This window comes from Shewanella seohaensis, from assembly GCF_023283775.1.
Classification (GTDB): Bacteria; Pseudomonadota; Gammaproteobacteria; order Enterobacterales; family Shewanellaceae; genus Shewanella; species Shewanella seohaensis.
The window spans coordinates 110,211-130,017 of the sequence record NZ_JAKILE010000004.1; the positions used below are offsets into that span (position 1 = coordinate 110,211).

The following is a 19,807-nucleotide window of genomic DNA, read 5'->3' on the forward strand; positions in this document are numbered from 1 at the left end:
TACGACTCCTTAGAAGGGCCACCAATCGCTCATAAAGAACTGGCTTAACCAGCCCACCTTTTGCGCATCGGCGAAGGTACCAGTACCGCTGTATTGAATACGCGCATTGGCCATACGGGTTGAATCGATAGTGTTATCAGGTTTGATATCCTGTGAACGCACTATGCCGGTCACTCGGATAAACTCATCGCCGTTATTGATGGAGATCCATTTCTCGCCGCGCACCACTAAGTTGCCGTTATTAAGCACTTGCATTACGTTAGCGGAGATACTGCCATCTAAGCTATTGCTTTGATCGGCATCGGATTCCCGCTTAGTGTTCATGCTGTCTTTGTAACGCAGATCGAGGGGAACCCCGCCAATCGACACATTGCTACCACCGGCATAAATAGGGTCGAGCGACATGTCAGAACCTTTTTTGATCTGATTACCCGCACTCTTTTTCGCCTGAGTCGCTTCCTTCAACACGATAGTGATGATGTCACCCACTTTATGGGCGCGAATATCCGAATAGAGACTGGCCGCTTGGCTATCTTGGTAAATGGATCCCGTTGCGGCAATTTTGGTTGGCGGCGCTTCAGGGTAAACCGGTGCATAAAAAGGATCATCTGCAATCGGCTTCTTGGAGGTGGAGCTACATGCCGTAAGCAAGAGCGCTGCGGCCAATATAAAATATCTAGCCATGATAATGTGCCTCTATAAATTCTGATTCACATACGCCAGCATCTGATCCACCGCCGAAATCACTTTAGAGTTCATTTCGTAGATCCGCTGACTTTCAATAAGATTCACCAGCTCTTCGGTCACGTTCACGTTAGAGGTTTCTAACGCGCCTTGACGAATCGCTCCCATACCATCGAGTGATGCCGTGCCTTGGATAGGCGTACCACTGGCACCGGTTTCGGTGTACAGGTTTTGTCCCATAGGATCTAAACCCGATGGGTTAATAAAATCGGACATGCTGAGCTGCCCCACGACTTGGTTTTCCGCCGTGCCCGGTGTTTTCACCGAGACTTCCCCTTCGGCAGACACGGTAATGCTGGTCGCATCATCGGGAATCGTGATCGCAGGTTGCAGAACGTAACCCGAACCTGGCGTTACAATTTGCCCAGTATCATCTAAGGTAAATTGACCATTACGGGTATAGGCTGTGGTGCCATCGGGTAACTGCACTTCGAAAAAGCCTGGGCCTTCAATCATCAGATCGAGTGAGTTATCCGTGGTCAGCATATTGCCTTGGGTAAACATTTTTTGAGTGGCCACCACTTTGGTACCCGCACCAATATTTAACCCATTGGGTAACTTAGTATTCGAGGCACTAATGCCCCCCGCTTGGTTAACGGTTTGATAGAGTAAGTCTTCAAAGACTGCGCGGCTCTTTTTGTAGCCGACGGTGCTGGCGTTCGCGACGTTGTTTGAAATCACCGCAATATCGGTTTGCTGTGCGTCTAAGCCAGTTTTACTAATCCATAACGCTGGATGCATAATTTATCTCCTAACTAATCCGCATTAATGAAGAAGAAGCGCGGTCATTTTCTTCCGCGGTTTTCATCATCTTCACTTGCAATTCAAATTGTCGCTGTAGGTCGATTAAGGACACCATCTCATCCACAGGATTGACGTTACTGCCCTCTACAGCCCCACTCTCAACAAACACATTTGGATCGGTTGGCGCCGGATTACCCGATACCAAACGGAACAGTCCATCCTCACCGCGCATCATTTGTGCATTGCCAGGATTAACCAGCTTTAATCGCCCTACCTCTTCAACCACTTCCGTTGTCGCGCCCTGAGGACGTACCGAGATAATGCCATCCTGTGAGATGGTGACTTTTTCAATCGGCAGCGGTAACACAATCGGTCCCGCATCACCCATCACAGGATTACCGCGGTCGTTATGCAATAGCCCTGTCGAGTCAAAACTGAGACTCCCTGAACGGGTATAGGCCTCACTGCCATCCTTTGCCTGAACAGCGAACCAACCATCACCTTTAATGGCAACGTCAAGATCCCGCCCAGTGGTTTTGATGGGGCCAGCTCGAAAATTGGCGGAGGGTGTTTCGACCATGGCAAAAACCCTCGATGGCAATCCTTCACCAAAGGCTTGCATCGATCTGGCTTGCGCCATGTCCGACTTAAATCCATCGGTATTGGCGTTAGCTAAGTTGTTGGCACGCAATGCCAACTCATGCATGTTTTGCTTAGCTCCGCTCATGGATATGTAGAGGAATTTGTCCACAGACTGCTCCGTCAAATTTTCAACCTGACAATAGCAAAGCAAGCATCATGCCAATAAAGTTAATGGCTAATTTACTGATAAATTGGGAGAAAATCATGAGGAAATGGCAATATGGCCAAAAGAGGCTAAGTGTTGCCGCCAGCGGCAACACTTAGAAAAGGAGTAAATCAGCTTAACGAATTTGCAGTACAGTTTGTTGCAGAGTGTTGTTCACTTCGAGGGTACGCGAGTTAGCCTGGAAGTTACGCTGCGCCGAAATCAAATCCACCAGCTCAGTCGTTAAGTCAATGTTGGACTGCTCTAATGCCGAAGAACTGATGCTACCGAAGGTACCACTGTTGGGTTCACCCGCGAGCGCAGGACCCGACTCAAGGCTCGCTTTCCATGAGGTGTTACCCACTTGAGTTAAACCTTGCTCGTTGGCAAAACGAACTAAGGCAACACGAGCTAATGCCACGGTTGAACCGTTAGAGTAGCTGGCAGTGATCAAACCATCTTCACCGATTTCGACGTTGGTTAAACGCCCAACAGTCGTACCGTCCTGCGTTAATTCGGTGGCCGCAAATGGAGCCGAAAACTGAGTTGGCGCATTGAACTTAATAGTTACAGCTTGAGTACCATCGGCACCAGGGCCTAACACGCCCGCACCAGCAACCCCTAAGGGTTCTGTAGCTATGACAGCAGGGTCGCTACCAGTATAAACACCCACTTCGTTAAATTTTAATACCGAACCTTTCCAACCGCCTGTGGTTTGGGCTGTTGCAGGTGTATCTGGCGTACCATCACCATTGGTATCCGTTTGATAAGTCCCTGCGGGGCCAGACACATCCACTTGCTTACCATCAATTGCGTAGTAGGCAACCCAGTTGTTTTCACCATTATAAGAGCCATTCGTTGGCTTCACGAAATAGGTGGTCATAATATGTGGCTCACCGAGGGAGTCATAAATCGTCAGAGAGGTCACACTGTTATAGGTTTTGGAATCCAACGGGTCAAAAGCTGCAGGATCCAGAGCACTTTGCTTAGAATTTAAGTTCATCTGCATTGTGATGTTATCAGTCTTAACTGGACTACCGGCTGTATCAGGAATTTGCACAGGTTTTGCCGTCGTTAAACTGACCGATGTTGAGTTACCGTCTTTATCAACTGGGAAGGTTTGCAGGTAATTACCTGCAGAATCAACCATATAATTATTTTTATCGACTTTGAATGCACCTGCGCGGGTAAACTGATGGTCTAAAGTGCCTATTTCCGATGAGGTTACAAAGAAACCACCTCCTTTAATCGCTAAATCCAAGGAGTTATTGGTCAACTGCAAACTACCTTGGTGGAATTGCTGTGCCACTTGGCTCGTTGCCACACCACCACCGACGGCGGTTTTAGAGTTAGAGAAAATTGAATTAGCGTAAACATCCGCAAATTCAGCACGCGATTCTTTAAAGCCAATGGTGTTAGCATTCGCGATGTTGTTCGCGGTAGTGTTTAAGTCTTTCTGTGCAGCAGAAATGCCACTCAATGCAATGTTAAACGACATAATTCACCTCTACATTTCACTCAATTCAATTAAGGACCTGGGTCCAACTCAATACTGACAAATTAGGTTTCTGATACCGCAAGTACATCAGAGAGCTTAATACCTGCACCACCGCGAAGATTCAGAATCGCCCCTGTGCTTGCTGTGCCCAAAGAAACACTGGTCACGTGGGCATAGGTCGAAACGGCAAGCTCTTGAGATTTACCATCGACAAGACCGCTGGCCTTAATGGTGTAATTACCGGCACCGACAGGATCACCATTTTTATTTAAACCATCCCATGTCACAGGGATATTGCCGCCAGCACTGCCATCGATGTTAAAGGTGCTAACAACTTGATTTTTATCATCCAGTACACGCACGTTAATCACAGGAATTTTATCCGGCGTACTCACCACGCCACTCAGGGTGGGGCTTTCGGCTGACACATTGCCGGTATCGGTTGGGATCAATACCTTACGTCCAACTAATCCCGATGCTTGCAGCGCCTGACTCGATGTCATCACGCTGTTTAAATTAACAATCTCATCATTGAGCTTTGAAATACCATCCACGGTAGAAAAGGATGCCATTTGCGCAATCATCTGGTCGTTATCGACAGGCTTAAACGGATCCTGCATCGACAACTGCTGACTGAGTAATGAGAAAAAATCTTCTTGAGTCAGCTGCTTACCTTTTGCTTCTGGCACAACAGATTCGCTGGGCAAACGGATCCCATCTAAAAATGGATTGCCGGTTGATGTACTCGTTGTGTTCGTGGTATTAGTCGCTACCGTATTCGATTGGCTCTTAGTTTGAGTCGTCTGAGCCGTATTCTGGCTAAGTTGGTTAATGAGGCTCACAGCTTACCTCCTAAATCGCGCATGTTATTTACCCATCCCAAGTGTCTGTTGCAGCATAGATTTTGCGGCTTCAGCGACTTGAACATTCATCTGATATGAGCGAGAGGCAGAAATCATATCCGCCATTTCTTCCATGACGTTCACATTCGGCTTATAAATAAAACCATCCGCATCCGCCATCGGGTGATCGGGCGAATACTCTTTTAATAGGGGTTTATCGCTCTCAACGATGCCTTTTACTGCAACACCTTGAGAAGCTTGCTGTTGGCTCTGCGCTTTGGCCATTTCAGCTTCAAAAATGGGATGACGTGAGCGGTAAGTTTTATCAATACTGCTAGAAACAGAATCGGCGTTAGCGATGTTACTCGCCGTGGTATTGAGCCTGACGGACTGGGCTGACATACCAGAGCCAGCCACATCAAAAATGCTAAATAAACTCATGATTAATCCCCTCTCAGCGCTTTTTTCATGCCGCTAAACTTACTGTCCAAAAATCCCAGAGACATTTGATATTCGAGCGCATTTTGCATAAATGCCGACTGTTCCTGTTGAATATCCACTGTATTGCCATCTCCAGTATCTGGCTGATTTGGCACACGGAACTTCACGTATTGTCCCGTTAACTGTGCGAGGCCAAAATGCTGCTCATCGCCTGTCATCTCAAGGCTATTGCGTTGCTGTTGCTGGGTTTTCGCAATATTTAAGGCCGCAGAAAAATCGACGTCACGGGCTTTATAATGTGGCGTATCGGCGTTTGCGATGTTGCTTGAAATCACTTCGGCACGTTCGGCACGTATCCCCAAAGTGAATTGGTGCACACCTAGTGCCTTATCAAAATTAATCGCCATAAAATTGCCTCCATCGTGACTCTCACGGGAATAAAGCAATTCATGTGCCAAAAAACAGAAACTATCAGAAATGTGTAGAAATGGGGTTTGGCGAGGTAAAAAATTACCGACTCATGTCGGTAATTTTTATTTAATTTCAGAATATTAAGTCTTTTTCTGGTAATAGATGCCAGGGTTGCAACGAACCATATCAAACTCATCCGTCAGACCCGCAATCGACTCTGACGCACCGAGAAAGAGTATGCCCTTCGGATTTAAAGCGGCAGCGAATTGCCGCAAAATTTTTGCTTTTGCCTCTGGGGCAAAATAGATCAGCACATTTCGACAGAAGATAATGTCGAACTTGCCGAGTAAGGTGTAACTCTCAAGTAAGTTATGGGCGCGAAAATTGACTAAACGCTTAACGTTATCCTTAACTCGCATATTGCCAGAGGGCAAAGCATCAAAAAACTGGCGCTTACGCTCCTCGGATAAGCCACGCGCTAACGCCAAACTATCGTATTCGGCATTTTTACAACGTTCCAGCATCGAAGGCGAAAGATCGGTTGCTTGAATCGAGGCGCCGCCCGGCAAAGCTCCCGGCTTCTTCTGTTGATATTCTAAGATAGTCATTGCCAACGAATAAGGCTCTTGGCCAGACGAGCAGGCAGCGGACCATATTTTTAATGGACGCCCCAACTTACTGTATTCAGGTAACAACACATTATTGAGCAACTCAAACGGATAACGGTCACGAAACCATAAGGTTTCATTAGTTGTCATGGCGTCGATCACTTCTGCCCGTAAGGCTCGCTCCGTGGGCTTCATCGAATGTTTTACCACATCGGATAACGAAGGCAGATTATATTTGCCCATCAAAGGAGCAAGACGGCTACGTACTAGGTATTGTTTATTTTCCCCCAGTACGATGCCGCTGTGTTGTTCTAGGAACAACCTAAATTGATTATATTCGGCTTCAGCGAGTGATTTGTCAGGCACATTCACGTCCTAGATCCTATAGCAAGCACCCAAATAAGTGCCAACAATCATGTAATAAGGGCTAGATTATAGCGTAAAGCGCTACTAGGCACTAACCCACACTTTCACTACAAACTTAAATGCTTGTTCACTGCTGCCGCTAATTCATCGGGATTGAATTTCGCGATAAAGTCGTTGGCACCTACTTTTTGCACCATGGCCTGGTTGAACACGCCGCTGAGTGAAGTATGCAAAACAACCTTAATATGCTTAAGTTTTGGATCGTCGCGGATTTCTGCCGTTAAGGTATAACCATCCATTTCAGGCATTTCGATATCGGAAATAATCAATGGGATTTCTTCCGCGACATTGTTCATTTCACCTGCAATCGCCTTTAACTTGTCCAATGCTTCGCGGCCATCTTTTGCCGTATCAATCTGTAAGTTTAATGATTCCAACGCGCGAATAATCTGCTTACGAGCCACAGCCGAATCATCAATCACCATAATGTGATAATGCTGACTTCTATCGATAGTGAGCTGCTCATTCACTTCTTCACTAATCGCGGTTTTTACTGGGGAGATTTCATCAAGAATCTTTTCAACATCGAGAATTTCGACTAACTCGCCTTCAATTTCAGTCACCGCCGTCAAATAGGAATAACGGCCAGCACCTTGCGGTGGCGGCATAATAGCTTCCCAATTCATGTTGATGATACGTTCAACTGAACTGACCAAGAAACCTTGCACGCTACGGTTATATTCTGAAATGATAATAAAGCAATTTTCGGTACTCGCGAGCGGACGTCCACCAGTTGCGGCACTTAAATCGATCACTGAAATAGTCGTTCCGCGAATATGTGCCACCCCTTTGACGTAGGGGTTAAGTTTAGGCAAGGCCGTTAATGGCGGACACTGCAAAACCTCTTTCACTTTGAATACGTTAATCCCAAATCGCTGACGACCATTCAACTTAAATAGCAATAGTTCTAGTCGGTTTTGACCTACGAGTTGGGTGCGTTTGTTGACTGAATCAAGAATACTCGACATAACTCTGCCTTGTTCTGTTTATATACGGCCCTAAAACTCGTTTGAGTATAGGCATATTAATTGCTTGCGTCTTGTTATCCATAACCATAGTTGAAACTGAGTCAAACTTCTGACACGAAATTTTGGCCTTAACGACACAGGACAGTTTCACGTTTGATAAAAGTATAGGTGCATTCTGGCGTTACAAGCTAGTCTCTTCATTATGAAAGTAAATTTAGTATATTTTTTATGTGTTATCGCATTATTTCTCACCTCGGCAGCCAATGCAGCTCCCGAGGTACCTAGCGTATCGGCGATATCAGAGTTAGCTAAAGCCCTTATTAATGAAAAGATTTCAGTGCCGGCGAATGCCAAAGTGGAAATCGCACCCCAACCTATCGACAACCGACTATTACCTGCACAATGTGCGTCCCCAATAAAAGTTGAACTAGCATCGGATAGGGAAATCAGCCGCAACAACACAGTAAAAGTCAGCTGTGACACACCGGATTTGGCCTACCCTTGGCAGATTTTTATGTCGGTACGTGTTGATATCTTGTTCCCTGTGGTGGTCGCCAGCGAAACACTGGCGCCAGGGGAGTTAATCAGTCCGACTCAGGTTGAAATCCGTTATATTGATCAAAATAGTTTACGCGGAATGCAATTTAGCGATACCAGCCAACTTTCAGGCGTACGGGTTAAACGCCGTGTTGCCAAAAATTTTCCCATTTTTGCCAATAACCTTTGCTTTGTCTGTAAGAATGATTCAGTGTCGATTTATGTCCGTTCCAGTAATTTTGTGCTAAAAACCGTGGGGGAAGCACTGCAAGATGGTAATATTGGTGACCAAATTAGGGTCAAAAATAGCAGCTCAAACAAGGAACTAGATGCTATAGTCACAGCCATTGGCGAAGTCGAAGTTAGAATGTAAAATAAGCTAAAGCTTTTCGTTGGGCTGCCGATACCCCAGTTAAGAAATCCCGTATACACGACGCTGGAGCCTAAAATGGCAATTGATATTAGCAAATTTAACGCCGGAGCGGCCGCGCAAGTCCGTTCAAACAGTACTAAAAAGAGCAGCGAAAGCGAGCAATCGACTCAGGTTGCGGCTAAATCGACTCAACAAAAAGGTGACTCAGTCGTCATTACGGCTCAAGCTCAACAGCTACAAGGAGCTCAAACCAAAATGGCCAGCCTACCTGAAGTCGACCAAAAGAAAGTCGCTGAAATTAAGCAAGCGATTGCCGAAGGTCGCTATAAAATTGATCCCGAAAAGTTGGCGGCCAACATTGCCAGCTTCGAAGCTGAATTGAATGACCTCAATAAAGAGTAACTATGACAGAAATAGCTAAACTGGTAGATCAACAACACGCCCATTTGGCTGTTCTTAAACAGATTATTCTTAAGGAAAAAGGCGCTTTGGTTGACCAAAACGCCGATTTGCTTTTATCGCTTGCGGAGCAAAAATCAACATGCCTGCAAGAACTCAAGGCCAACGATGACTTACTGGCCAATCACAGCGATAAATCCTTACTCACCTCGCAAGTAGAACTATCCCATAAAATGGCCGTCGTAAAAGAGGCCCTTGCCGAATGTAAGGATCTTAACGCTCAAAATGCCAGTCTCATCGAGATGAATCTGGCGAGTCTAAACCGCTTTGCCCAAGCCTTACAGGCGAGCCGAAACGCGACTACTCTGACTTATAACGATAAAGGCAGAACCTCGACTCTTTCTAGCTTAGGTAATGATTTAAAAGCATAAGTCGAGCAATAAAAAGTAAACGGGATACAAACAAAAGCCGCGCTAAAACTGAGTGCGGCTTTTGTTTATTGGTACAGCAAGGACTAGTAGTCACCCAGCACTAGCGCTAAAACCTACCCTAGCGCTAAAAATAGGTAACGTCTTTAATTCTTTGTGGGCGGCTCTGCTGTTGGTAAATTTGCCATACCTTGGCAAAATCAAGCTCCAACTCGGTGACATAGTGATCCCCTGCCGGGTAGCTTTTTACCACTCTTGCGCCGCGGATCACCCCAGTCACAGAAGCTTTAACATTGTCATCTGTCAACATCCAATCACTGACACTGCTATTGGCGGTGATCTTTTGTCCATACACTTGTTCAGCCAGTTCACGATAAGCTACAATTTTTGAGGCCTGCATCGCCATCAATACTCGTTGGGACTGCTCTTTAGCCGGTTGAGTCGCAAGCGGGGCATAACCTATGGCCGTCAACTTAGGAAAACTGCTTGGCGGTACATCTTCCCACTGAACATATTTATCTTTGGCAGCACACCCTGTCAGTAGGAGCGCCGCAACAATGAATAGGTAGCGTTTCATTTTCCATCTCCTAGCACTCGCACTTCATTCATACCAGGGCTCGACTGGCGGTATAAAATCCCATCCTGAGAGATAACTTGCTCTGAAGGCTGCATGTAATTGCTCAACTCTTTTTGGGTCACATAGGTTTGAGAGGCTGACACCACGCGATTATTACTCAGGGTGACAATCCGAGTGTTAATTGCCATGCCATTGGTCGTGGGACTCATCGTCGATACCACAATATGGTCAACGGGTAAGTTGGTCGAAAGCTTTTGCCAATCGCGCGTCAAAATAAAATCGCCATCAGCCGTCACACTCAACCCATCACCTAAATTCAAATCCACCACATTAAACATAAAGCTATGCAAAGACGTCATCAGCCCTTGCTGGAGCTGCTGCGCCAGCGCATTGGTGCTACTCAAATTCCCCACTAACACAGGCGTGGCAACAACGATAGGTTGGTCGGGACGCAAGGCATCATTCTGTTTGACTAACTCAGTCACAATGCGCTGCGCTAGATGATTAATTGTCGCCGTAGGCGGCAAACCATTGCCGTCAGCTAAGCTAGGTTTGGGCGGTGCCACGGGTTTAGTCGCACACCCAACCAGCACTAACAGTGCCAGAGGAATGAATGCACGCTTAAGCATAGGAGTAACCTCGTCATCAGTATCAATGTGGCCCAGTGGGAGCCGCAATCTTTGCCATAAAGCAAGCAAGTATTAGACCAAGTCAAAATATTGCGCTTAATGAACTCTTCAGATTATCGACAAATCTATTGATAACTTTATCCCTTTACCACGATAAATCAGGCATACAATTTGCTTAGAGCCATAAAGTACTGCCAGTAAACTGACTCATCCCAGCAATTTTAGTTAAGGGCTTATTGATGAACATACTAAGAAAGAACTTGCTCATAATCAGCAGCCTACTGCTATTTGCTGCACCGGCAAACGCCGAATGGGTCGAGGCCAGTGGAGAAGCGGTGATCACCAATGGCAACATCGCCCAAGCACGTGAAGAAGCCATCAATCAAGCGGTGAGTTATGCCACGCTCAGTACCGGTATCCAAATCACCAGCGAACAGCAAACTACTAACGGCAACTTAACGCAAAACAGCTTTGCGATTAATCGTTATGCCCAGGCGATTAGCATTCAATTGGTGAGCGAGCGTATTCAAGGCAATAAAATCTATGTATCCCTCAGGCTCGATCTCAATGATGACCCAACCCAGCAATGCCCGGCAGGCCAATTAAAGGCCGCCATCTTAATTCCCCAAGCGCAAATAAAAGACCGAGCACAGTTACGCTACGGACAATTATCGGGATTTGAAGAAGTCATCTCCGAGAAACTGGGTAATAGTATTGATGGCTACTCATCTACTGGTTTTAGCCATATCCATGCCAAAGAGCGGCTTGATATTGCACAGGAACTCGTCGATATCCGCGGCTATCGACTCCCCAGTTGGTTGAGTGAAATCACCGATAGCCAATATATTTTATTGCCACAAATCATCGATATATCGACTGAGCCAGTGCAATCTACCTTTATGGGATGGTGGGATGAAGCGCCACTCAGACAATTCCAATTTAAGCTCAGTCTCTATCACGGCATTAGCGGCGAGGAAGTATGGAGCAAAACCTACAGTACCTCTGCCCCGTGGGAGTTTGAAGAACAGGCCATCATAGCCCCTAATAGTGACCGATTTTGGCGTTCATCCTATGGCAGAAATATCAGCCAAATCATGCAAGAAGCAACTCGAGATATAGACAACACGCTCAATTGCAGACCACTATTAGGACAAGTCGTCAGCCGTCAAGGCGATAGAATTATCCTCAACTTAGGTCGCAAACACGGCATTCGAGTTGGCGATAAATTCCAGGTCGTGTTACAACAAAACTTGCCCGATAGACTCAACGAAATGCGTGCCGTCGCCACCAAAAGCCGAGCAACGGTAAAAATCGAACAAGTCAGCGAAGAAAGTGCAACTGCGGTCCTAGTTGACCAAAATGCAGCTTACAATGTTCAGATAAACGACATCGCGCTTAAGATTTAACCAACTAAATCATAAGCCTTTTAATCAAAGATAAAACCAGTATAATCACTAGCGTCTCTTCATAGCTCAACAGGATAGAGCAGCCGCCTCCTAAGCGGCCGATCGGGGTTCGAGTCCCTGTGGAGAGACCAGATAGTGTAAAGTTAGAGTTAGATTTAACGGCTTCATTTCCTAATTTTTCTCAAAAAAGTATACTTACCTCGCGTAACCCACTCATCCTGAATAATCCGTAATATACCGAGGACAGCTTTTTTGGCTCATACCTATATACCTTTAGATACCTATCGCCGAAAGTGGATTTTTAACCATAAAGACTTGCCTGTGAGCGATGATGACAAGACTGGCATTCTGCCGCTGACAGACAAAAGCGCCATGCTGGTTTGGAATCAGTGGATTAGCAATAAAAGTAGCCGCGCCGAACAGTTTACTAAAGGGGATTGGGCCGCTAAAGCCAACGCATGGGTCAAAACGGATCATTGGCAGAGTGCGTGGGACAGTGAAGATAATAGCCTACCCGAGATGTTAGCCGAGTTTATCCAGTGGCCAGACGATACTCAGGTCTATTTTTGCTACGAAAAATATCAAGTGATTGAGACTCGTTGGGATGTCTTTGTCCGCAACTGGAAGTGCTTTCTGTTTTTCGATGATGGCCCAATTCTGATCTCCCCTAAACAAAAACAAGCGGTGATGTTTGAACAAAATGGCCAATACAAATTAGGTGTTCGTGGCTAACCAGGTCTGCCAATAAGTCGAATGGCTCCAACCATTAATTCCGACCTTTTGCTTTCTTAAGCTGCCCCTCAAAAGAAAGCAGCACAACTTGATTTACCTCCTAAGCGATAGCTTGCACAGATTAGGCTATCGCTCCTCTTTGGTTTCGATTAGTATCGCTTGGCAATCAACAGATTAATCTTCGTTTGAGCCGTTAATCCCATGGATACGCTCAACGACCATAACTAAAAAATATGAGGTGTATGATGAAGTTACTCTCAACCCTGACGCTAACTACCGCTTTGCTTTTTCCACTATTCACCCAAGCTATAGAAGTCTCTGGTGTCCAAGTCGCCGACAGCATCACGCTCGACGCTCAGGCGCTGCAATTGAATGGCGTTGGTGTTCGCAGCAAATTCTTTATGGATTTGTATGTGGGTAGTCTGTATGTCCCCACCCCGAGCAAAACCATGACCGAGGTGATCAATGCCCCGGTTGCGGCGATTCGCCTCAATATTACGTCAGGAATGATTACGTCCGAGAAAATGCGTGATGCGATAACCGAAGGTTTTGAGCACGCGACCGCCGATAATACGACCGACATTCAGCCACAAATTGACGCCTTTATGGCGCTATTTAAGGATGAAATCAAAGAAGGCGACCAATTCACCTTGGTGGCCAACAAAAGCCGTGGCGTGACCGCCTATAAAAATGGTCAAGAACAAGCCACGATTGAAGGGGAAATGTTCCGCCAGGCCTTACTCAAAATTTGGCTAGGGGAAAAACCAGCCCAGAAGAGCCTCAAAGAGGCCATGCTGGGCCAGTAATTAAAATCGGAACTCGAGATCCAAGGCGGCAGCGCCTTGGTTATCCATATCGAGCGCCACTTGATGGGTGACTTCCAACTCACCATTGAAGTAGTAACCCGCGTAAAGATTCAGCGCAATAGCCGGCGTAGCTTGCCAACCGGCACGCAGATAACTCACCCACTCGTTAGTCTCTACCACGGTATCCTTATCGGCGACTAAAAATCGCTCGGTGCGACGTGAATTACCAAAGCCAACATTCCATGCAGGGCTCACTTGATAACTCAGCTCCAAACCCGCAGGGCCACTAAATCCCGCTTGGAAGGGGTTAGCTAACCGCCAACGATCATTAATCTGCCAACTCACCGCCAGATAAGGCATAGTGCGCACTTCATCGATATCGTTTAAATACGCAACGCCAAAACCGAGCATATTGCCCGACTCGAAGGCATACATGGCCGAGGCAACTACACCATAACTTTGCGCATGGCTAGCCGATGCGGTATCGGCATAGGCATATTGAAGTTGTGGCGACAACATAAAGGACCAATGCTTATCCATCCGGTAGCTAACGGATAGACCCGCGCGGTAACGGTCGATATTTTCCCAGGTTTCACCCGCATCACTAAACAGGCCTGCTGCGTTATTCGCCCCCGTTAAACGGATATTGCGCCAATCGTAATCAAGCCTATCGTAACCGACACGCATTCCAATTGACCACTGTTTATCTAGGGGAATATTGACACTGGCGTTGAGTAATAAGCTGTCCCGCTGCAACTCTGTATCGCCATTGGCAACCGATGCACTCTGGGTACTAATCTGCGATACGCTCAGCTTAAATGGTTTATATTGCGCTGGTTGACGCGCCTCAGCCGCGGACACGGCATAACTTAAAAAAGGCATTAATCCCAATCCTATATACATTAGGCTGGGCTTTATGCTGACTCGAGAATCAAGTGATTTAGTCACGCCTGCTCCTTGCGTTACTGTGAGTAATTTGTCGCGAATAATACGCTCGATTTGAAACAAAAGTTCACTCTTTTCGAAGAAGATACAAACTGATACCAACCGCTTAACGCCGTTACACTCGGTAGGCTTTTAAAAACATCTCGGCACAACCCCGAATATACTGCTCACGCTCCCCCAATAAAGGCTCGGTTTCAAGCCCCAACTCTAACCTGAGTTTCAATTCACCAAACAACATCAAACATAAACGTACCGCACAATGATGCGGTTGTGGAAAGCGATATAACCCAAGCGCCTCTACGGCGATTAAATATTTTGTCAGCATCGCAAGCATATGCTGTGGTCCCGCCTCAAAAAACAATCGTGACACTTCAGGGTGGCTCTCCGATTGCGCCACACAGGCTTTAAATACGGTAATCGCCTCAGGGCTAACAATCATCTCACCAAATTGCAGAGCAAATTCGGTGAGGGTGGCTTCGGGTTGACTTGGATCGCTGAGTAAGTCGGCATTTAAGTTGTGGCCAACGCATTTGGATTCAATCGCCGCAACAAACAAATCATCTTTACTGCCGTAATGGGAGTACACCGTTTGTTTGGACACGCCCGCCTGTTTCGCCACTTCATCCATGCTGGTATGGGGAAACCCCTGGCGGCAAAACAAGTCAATGGCCGCCACCAGCACTTGCTGTTTCTTTTGTTCACTGCGGCTCATCGGAATATCGGAGGACTGAGTCATATCTTCACTCAAGGTAGCAACATAATTAATTCGTATTAGTTAAGCATAAAATAGACTAGACAGTCTAGTTCCGCACAACTAGACTAGCAAGTCTAGTTACATAAAATTAACTTTAAGCTTACAACGGAAGGATTCAAATGGATCGAGCTGCCCGACGTTCTTGGCGTGCATTTTACCTTTGCGTGATTGCCGTCTCCACCTTAACGGCCTGTCAAAAGGAAGTGACAGAGCATGCCAACGCCACCCAATTGCAAACCGTGACGACGGCGCCACTGCGCTTGTCCTCTAGCTATCAGAGTGAGCAAGTATTCACTGGCACGATCCGCGCTGGCAATACCACGGGTGTCGGCTTCGAATTATCGGGTAAGCTCAGTGAGTTAACTGTCGATAGCGGCGCTAAGGTGACGCAAGGGCAAGTATTGGCCAAGCTCGATACCCGCTTGCTCGATGCCGAGCATCAGGAAATCCAAGCTAGCCTTGCGCAAACCCAAGCCGATGTTGACCTTGCCACCAGCACCCTCAACCGAAATCTTGAGCTTAAAAAATCGGGTTATGTCTCAGAACAGTTACTCGACGAGAACCGTACACAACTGGCGAGTCTCGAAGCCGCCAAAAACCGATTATTGGCCTCGCAGCGAGCAAACCAACTAAAACGCGATAAATCACAGCTACTTGCGCCCTTCGATGGCATCATCAGCCAACGGCAACACAATCTAGGGGAAGTGGTCGCCGCAGGCAGCCCTGTATTTACCTTAGTCGGCAGTGTGAATACCGAAGCCTATATCGGTGTTCCGGTCGCGGTCGCCCAGCAATTCGTCAATGGGCAGAATGTGACAGTGAGCGTGCATAATCAGCAATTTACCGCCAAGATTGCCGGGATCAGTGCCGAGGTAAACCCCATTAGTCGCACTCTTCAGCTAAGGATCAGCCTGCCGGAACATGCCAATGTGATCAACGGTGAAATCGCCTATTTGCATCAACAACAAACCGTCGAGCAAGCGGGCTATTGGGTGCCTGTATCGGCACTTATCGATGGGATCCGCGGCCGCTGGAATATCTATGTAACCACGCCGCCGTCACAATCAACAACCGATAGCATTTCAACTCAGATAGAGCGTCGCGATGTCGATATCCTCTACACCACTCAAGATATGGCCTACATTCAAGGCGCGATTAAGACCGACGAACAGTATGTGACTCAAGGCTTACATAAGTTAGTGGTGGGCCAAGCCGTTTCTTCCATCGCATCGACGAGGTAATCATGATTAAAGCCTTCGTCGAAAATGGTCGCTTAGTCAGCCTAGTGATCGCCCTGCTGCTGGTCGCGGGATTTGGCGCTATCTCCAGTTTGCCACGCACCGAAGATCCACACATCACCAACCGATTTGCATCTGTCATCACCCCTTATCCCGGCGCCTCCGCCGAGCGGGTCGAGGCGCTTGTCACCGAAGTATTAGAGAATCAATTACGTCGCCTTGAGGAAATTAAACTTATTCAATCCACCTCAAGACCCGGTATTTCGGTGATCCAGTTGGAGCTTAAAGATACCGTCACTGACACAGATCCCGTCTGGTCTAGGGCGCGGGATCTATTAGCTGATGCGAGAAACTCCCTCCCCGATGGCATACAAACACCGACCTTAGACGATCAAGTCGGCTACGCCTACACCGCCATTTTAAGCCTAGTGTGGAACGATAGCAGTCAACCGCGGGTGGATATGCTCAACCGCTACGCCAAGGAATTACAGAGCAGGCTCAGGCTCTTATCCGGCACCGACTTCGTTAAACTCTACGGCGCGCCCGAGGAGGAAATCCTAGTCCAGCTCGATGGCTATAAGATGAGCCAATTGCAATTAACGCCGGGAACCATAGCGAAAATCTTAAGCAGCGCCGACAGTAAAATTGCCGCGGGCGAGATTAATAACAATCACTTTCGCGCCCTCGTCGAAGTCTCGGGTGAGCTCGATTCCCAAAGCCGTATTCGCCAAGTGCCACTCAAAGTGGATGCGCAGGGACAAATTATTCGTTTGGGAGACATCGCCCACATCAGTCGCCAACCTAAAACCCCCGCTGACAGCATCGCCCTCGTCGATGGCGAGCAGGGCGTGTTTGTTGCTGCGCGCATGCTCAACAATACCCGCGTCGATATCTGGCAAGGGCAAGTCAAACACTTGGTCGATGAGTTCAATCAGGAGCTGCCGGCCAATATCAAAGTGCAATGGCTGTTTGAGCAGAACAGCTACACCAGCGAACGTCTCGGCGGATTGATCGTCAACCTATTACAAGGGTTTGTGATTATTCTGGCGGTCTTACTGCTGACCTTAGGCTTAAGAAACGCGATTATCGTTGCCCTGTCACTCCCCCTGACCGCCCTCTTCACTTTGGCCTGTATGAAATACATCGGCCTACCCATTCATCAAATGTCGGTCACAGGCCTAGTCGTCGCCCTTGGGATCATGGTGGACAATGCTATTGTTATCGTCGATGCCATCGCCCAGCGCCGCCAACAGGGGATGAGTCGCTTAAGCGCGGTAACTGAGACCTTACATCACCTCTGGCTGCCCTTGGCCGGGTCAACCATCACCACCATTTTAGCCTTCGCCCCTATCGTGCTGATGCCGGGTGCGGCGGGGGAGTTTGTCGGTGGCATAGCAATGTCGGTGATGTTTGCCCTGCTGGGTTCCTATGTGATTTCCCATACTTTGATCGCGGGCCTTGCGGGACGCTTTAGCCTCGAAGGTAAACATCCTGTCTGGTATCAACATGGCATCAGTGTGCCTTTAGTAAGTGGTTACTTTCAAGCAAGCCTAAGATTTGCGTTAAATCGCCCACTACTGAGCGCGACCTTTATCGGGATAATTCCCCTGCTAGGGTTTTATGCTTCCGGCAAAATGACTGAGCAGTTTTTCCCGCCGTCGGATCGGAATATGTTCCAAATTGAGCTGTATCTCGCGCCCCATGTCAGCCTCGAAAACACCTTAAACCAAGTGCAGTTGATGGATAAGCAATTGCATCAAATCGAGGGCATCACCCAAGTCGATTGGGTTGTGGGTGGCAATACCCCTTCGTTTTATTACAACTTGACTCAGCGCCAACAGGGAGCCACCAACTATGCTCAGGCCATGGTGAAAGCCAGTGACTTTGAGCGCGCCAACGCCCTCATCCCTGAGCTGCAGCAAACCTTAGATAAGGCCTTTCCCGAAGCGCAGGTGTTAGTGCGTAAACTTGAGCAAGGCCCGCCCTTTAATGCGCCGGTCGAGTTAATGATATTTGGCCCTAACCTTGAAACCTTACGCTCACTCGGCGATGAAGTGCGCAATATCTTAGCCGCCACGCCCGATGTGCTTCATACCCGCGCGACGTTGAGCGCCGGCGCTCCTAAGGTGTGGTTGCAGGTGAACGAAGATGCGAGTTTGATCAGTGGCTTAACCCTGACTGATATCGCCAGACAAGTTCAAATGGCGACGACGGGCGTTATCGGCGGCAGTGTGCTCGAACAGACCGAGTCTTTGCCTATTCGAGTCCGTTTGGGCGACACCAGCCGCGAGCAAGCCAGTCGCCTCTCAGAAATTCAGCTCGTCACCCCCTCAGGCACAGCCGTGCCTTTGTCTGCGCTGTCCCACAATGAGGTGCAAGTCAGTCGCGGGGCGATCCCTAGGCGTAATGGCCAACGCGTCAACACGATTGAAGCCTATATCGTCAGCGGCGTATTGCCCGCTCAAGTGTTAAACGATGTGAAAGATAAAGTCGCGGCGATTTCGCTCCCTGCGGGCTATCGAATAGAAATCGGCGGTGAAAGTGCTAAACGTAATGAGGCGGTAGGTAATCTATTATCCAATCTGATTTTGGTCGTCACCCTGCTGCTGGCCACGGTCGTCCTGTCCTTTAACTCCTTTAGGCTTACAGCGATTATTTTACTGAGCGCATTACAGTCGGCGGGGCTTGGGTTGCTTGCGGTGTATGTGTTTGGTTATCCCTTTGGCTTTCCAGTCATCATCGCCCTACTCGGCCTAATGGGGCTTGCGATCAACGCGGCGATTGTGATTTTGGCTGAGCTTGAAGATACCGACAATGCCCGAGCAGGTGATAAAGAGGTGATCATCACCACGGTCAGCAGCTGCGGTCGTCATATCAGTTCGACCACTATCACCACGGTCGGCGGATTTATTCCGCTGATTATTGCGGGTGGTGGCTTCTGGCCTCCCTTTGCCATCGCTATTGCGGGCGGGACCTTACTCACGACGTTGCTGTCACTCGTCTGGGTGCCAACCATGTATCTGTTACTGATGAAAACGCGCCGTACGGCTCCGACACTGGCGTTATCGTCTCAAATCGCATCATGCACAAGGTATTGATATAACTTATCTTTAAGATGGAGTCGTTCTAATTTTAAGGCAACAAAGTGCTCATCATCGGTGGGCACTTTAGTTAATTCAAGAGCGCGGATTTTATGGTCTAGCTCATGGTAGCGCTCCGCCATAGTGGCAAAAACGGCATTACTCGTTTTAAGCTTTTGAATATGTTCGACAAAATCTGGGAACTCATAAACCAATGCATGATTTTCGCCTAGCATAGTGTCACTCCTTGTTTCTGGTATCAACTCAATCGCAGTAAACCATAGGGATACTTCCGTTTAGTCCCTCAACGATCGCCTTACGCCACTCTTCCTACCACTCAAATGTATATTCCTATCGACTAAAGTAAAGACTGGTCTACACTGGTATCTGTGAGCGAACTATTTATAAATAATAGAAAATCTTAGACCCATATC

Annotated in this window: 22 protein-coding genes and 1 tRNA gene; 9 read left to right on the forward strand and 14 right to left on the reverse strand. The window is 47.6% G+C overall.

Going from position 1 to position 19,807, the window contains the following annotated elements; all coding sequences use genetic code 11:
- Window positions 1–9 precede the first annotated feature (9 nt).
- The 9 genes from flgH to L2713_RS05990 form a co-directional block, all read right to left on the reverse strand.
- Window positions 10–684, reverse strand: a complete 675-nt coding sequence (gene flgH, locus L2713_RS05950) for a flagellar basal body L-ring protein FlgH (protein WP_109286362.1) — start codon at window positions 682–684, stop codon at window positions 10–12.
- 12 nt (window positions 685–696) lie between these two features.
- Window positions 697–1,485, reverse strand: a complete 789-nt coding sequence (flgG, locus tag L2713_RS05955; protein ID WP_011622052.1) for a flagellar basal-body rod protein FlgG — start codon at window positions 1,483–1,485, stop codon at window positions 697–699.
- 10 nt (window positions 1,486–1,495) lie between these two features.
- Window positions 1,496–2,239, reverse strand: a complete 744-nt coding sequence (flgF, locus tag L2713_RS05960; protein WP_248967282.1) for a flagellar basal-body rod protein FlgF — start codon at window positions 2,237–2,239, stop codon at window positions 1,496–1,498.
- 172 nt (window positions 2,240–2,411) lie between these two features.
- Window positions 2,412–3,773 carry a flagellar hook protein FlgE gene (gene flgE / locus L2713_RS05965; protein WP_109286360.1) on the reverse strand — a complete coding sequence of 454 codons (1,362 nt, stop codon included), beginning with the start codon at window positions 3,771–3,773 and terminating at the stop codon, window positions 2,412–2,414.
- A gap of 62 nt (window positions 3,774–3,835) precedes the next feature.
- Window positions 3,836–4,615 carry a flagellar hook assembly protein FlgD gene (gene flgD / locus L2713_RS05970; protein WP_109286359.1) on the reverse strand — a complete coding sequence of 260 codons (780 nt, stop codon included), beginning with the start codon at window positions 4,613–4,615 and terminating at the stop codon, window positions 3,836–3,838.
- Between the two features lie 24 nt (window positions 4,616–4,639).
- A complete protein-coding gene (gene flgC, locus L2713_RS05975; RefSeq protein ID WP_011622048.1) occupies window positions 4,640–5,056 on the reverse strand; it encodes a flagellar basal body rod protein FlgC in 417 nt (138 codons plus the stop codon).
- Between the two features lie 2 nt (window positions 5,057–5,058).
- Window positions 5,059–5,463, reverse strand: coding sequence for a flagellar basal body rod protein FlgB (gene flgB / locus L2713_RS05980; RefSeq protein WP_011716395.1), 405 nt, complete (start codon window positions 5,461–5,463; stop codon window positions 5,059–5,061).
- A 144-nt stretch (window positions 5,464–5,607) separates the two neighbouring features.
- Entirely contained in the window at window positions 5,608–6,447 is an 840-nt protein-coding gene (locus tag L2713_RS05985; protein ID WP_011716394.1) for a CheR family methyltransferase, read from the reverse strand.
- A 101-nt stretch (window positions 6,448–6,548) separates the two neighbouring features.
- Window positions 6,549–7,469 carry a chemotaxis protein CheV gene (locus L2713_RS05990; protein WP_011716393.1) on the reverse strand — a complete coding sequence of 307 codons (921 nt, stop codon included), beginning with the start codon at window positions 7,467–7,469 and terminating at the stop codon, window positions 6,549–6,551.
- Window positions 7,470–7,671: 202 nt separating this feature from the next.
- On the opposite strand from L2713_RS05990, the gene flgA reads away from it, so the two are divergent.
- From flgA to L2713_RS06005, 3 genes are all read left to right on the forward strand, one after another.
- On the forward strand, window positions 7,672–8,379 hold the full coding sequence (gene flgA / locus L2713_RS05995) for a flagellar basal body P-ring formation chaperone FlgA (RefSeq protein ID WP_011716392.1): 708 nt from the start codon (window positions 7,672–7,674) through the stop codon (window positions 8,377–8,379).
- Between the two features lie 75 nt (window positions 8,380–8,454).
- Window positions 8,455–8,781, forward strand: a complete 327-nt coding sequence (flgM, locus tag L2713_RS06000; RefSeq protein WP_011622043.1) for a flagellar biosynthesis anti-sigma factor FlgM — start codon at window positions 8,455–8,457, stop codon at window positions 8,779–8,781.
- A gap of 2 nt (window positions 8,782–8,783) precedes the next feature.
- Window positions 8,784–9,209, forward strand: coding sequence for a flagella synthesis protein FlgN (locus tag L2713_RS06005; protein WP_248967283.1), 426 nt, complete (start codon window positions 8,784–8,786; stop codon window positions 9,207–9,209).
- A 124-nt stretch (window positions 9,210–9,333) separates the two neighbouring features.
- On the opposite strand, the gene L2713_RS06010 is transcribed toward L2713_RS06005, so the two are convergent.
- The gene (locus tag L2713_RS06010) at window positions 9,334–9,783 is read right to left on the reverse strand and encodes an LPP20 family lipoprotein (protein WP_011625672.1); all 450 of its coding nucleotides are present in this window, start codon (window positions 9,781–9,783) and stop codon (window positions 9,334–9,336) included.
- Window positions 9,780–10,412, reverse strand: coding sequence for a FlgO family outer membrane protein (locus tag L2713_RS06015; protein ID WP_248967284.1), 633 nt, complete (start codon window positions 10,410–10,412; stop codon window positions 9,780–9,782). Before L2713_RS06015 ends, L2713_RS06010 begins: the two co-directional genes overlap by 4 nt.
- A 239-nt stretch (window positions 10,413–10,651) precedes the next feature.
- Here L2713_RS06015 and L2713_RS06020 point away from each other — a divergent pair, with 239 nt between their 5' ends.
- The 4 genes from L2713_RS06020 to L2713_RS06035 all read left to right on the forward strand — a co-directional run bounded on the left by L2713_RS06020 (window position 10,652) and on the right by L2713_RS06035 (window position 13,356).
- Window positions 10,652–11,818, forward strand: coding sequence for a flagellar assembly protein FlgT (locus tag L2713_RS06020; RefSeq protein WP_109286356.1), 1,167 nt, complete (start codon window positions 10,652–10,654; stop codon window positions 11,816–11,818).
- A 55-nt stretch (window positions 11,819–11,873) separates the two neighbouring features.
- Window positions 11,874–11,949, forward strand: a tRNA-Arg gene (locus L2713_RS06025).
- A 121-nt stretch (window positions 11,950–12,070) separates the two neighbouring features.
- The gene (locus L2713_RS06030) at window positions 12,071–12,550 is read left to right on the forward strand and encodes a DUF2947 domain-containing protein (protein WP_248967285.1); all 480 of its coding nucleotides are present in this window, start codon (window positions 12,071–12,073) and stop codon (window positions 12,548–12,550) included.
- A gap of 245 nt (window positions 12,551–12,795) precedes the next feature.
- Complete coding sequence (locus L2713_RS06035; protein WP_248967286.1) at window positions 12,796–13,356, forward strand: chalcone isomerase family protein; 561 nt, start codon at window positions 12,796–12,798, stop codon at window positions 13,354–13,356.
- Here the strand turns inward: L2713_RS06035 and L2713_RS06040 are convergent, their stop codons facing one another.
- Complete coding sequence (locus tag L2713_RS06040) at window positions 13,357–14,238, reverse strand: DUF6268 family outer membrane beta-barrel protein (protein WP_248967287.1); 882 nt, start codon at window positions 14,236–14,238, stop codon at window positions 13,357–13,359. It abuts the gene before it with no gap.
- Between the two features lie 178 nt (window positions 14,239–14,416).
- Window positions 14,417–15,037 (reverse strand): TetR/AcrR family transcriptional regulator, encoded by a 621-nt coding sequence (locus L2713_RS06045; RefSeq protein ID WP_011625666.1) that lies wholly within the window; start codon window positions 15,035–15,037, stop codon window positions 14,417–14,419.
- A gap of 137 nt (window positions 15,038–15,174) precedes the next feature.
- On the opposite strand from L2713_RS06045, the gene L2713_RS06050 reads away from it, so the two are divergent.
- On the forward strand, window positions 15,175–16,296 hold the full coding sequence (locus tag L2713_RS06050) for an efflux RND transporter periplasmic adaptor subunit (RefSeq protein WP_248967288.1): 1,122 nt from the start codon (window positions 15,175–15,177) through the stop codon (window positions 16,294–16,296).
- 2 nt (window positions 16,297–16,298) lie between these two features.
- A complete protein-coding gene (locus tag L2713_RS06055; RefSeq protein WP_248967289.1) occupies window positions 16,299–19,391 on the forward strand; it encodes an efflux RND transporter permease subunit in 3,093 nt (1,030 codons plus the stop codon).
- Here L2713_RS06055 and L2713_RS06060 read toward each other — a convergent pair.
- Complete coding sequence (locus L2713_RS06060) at window positions 19,364–19,609, reverse strand: HP1242/YdcH family protein (RefSeq protein ID WP_208662060.1); 246 nt, start codon at window positions 19,607–19,609, stop codon at window positions 19,364–19,366. The genes L2713_RS06055 and L2713_RS06060 overlap by 28 nt on opposite strands.
- Window positions 19,610–19,807 lie beyond the last annotated feature (198 nt).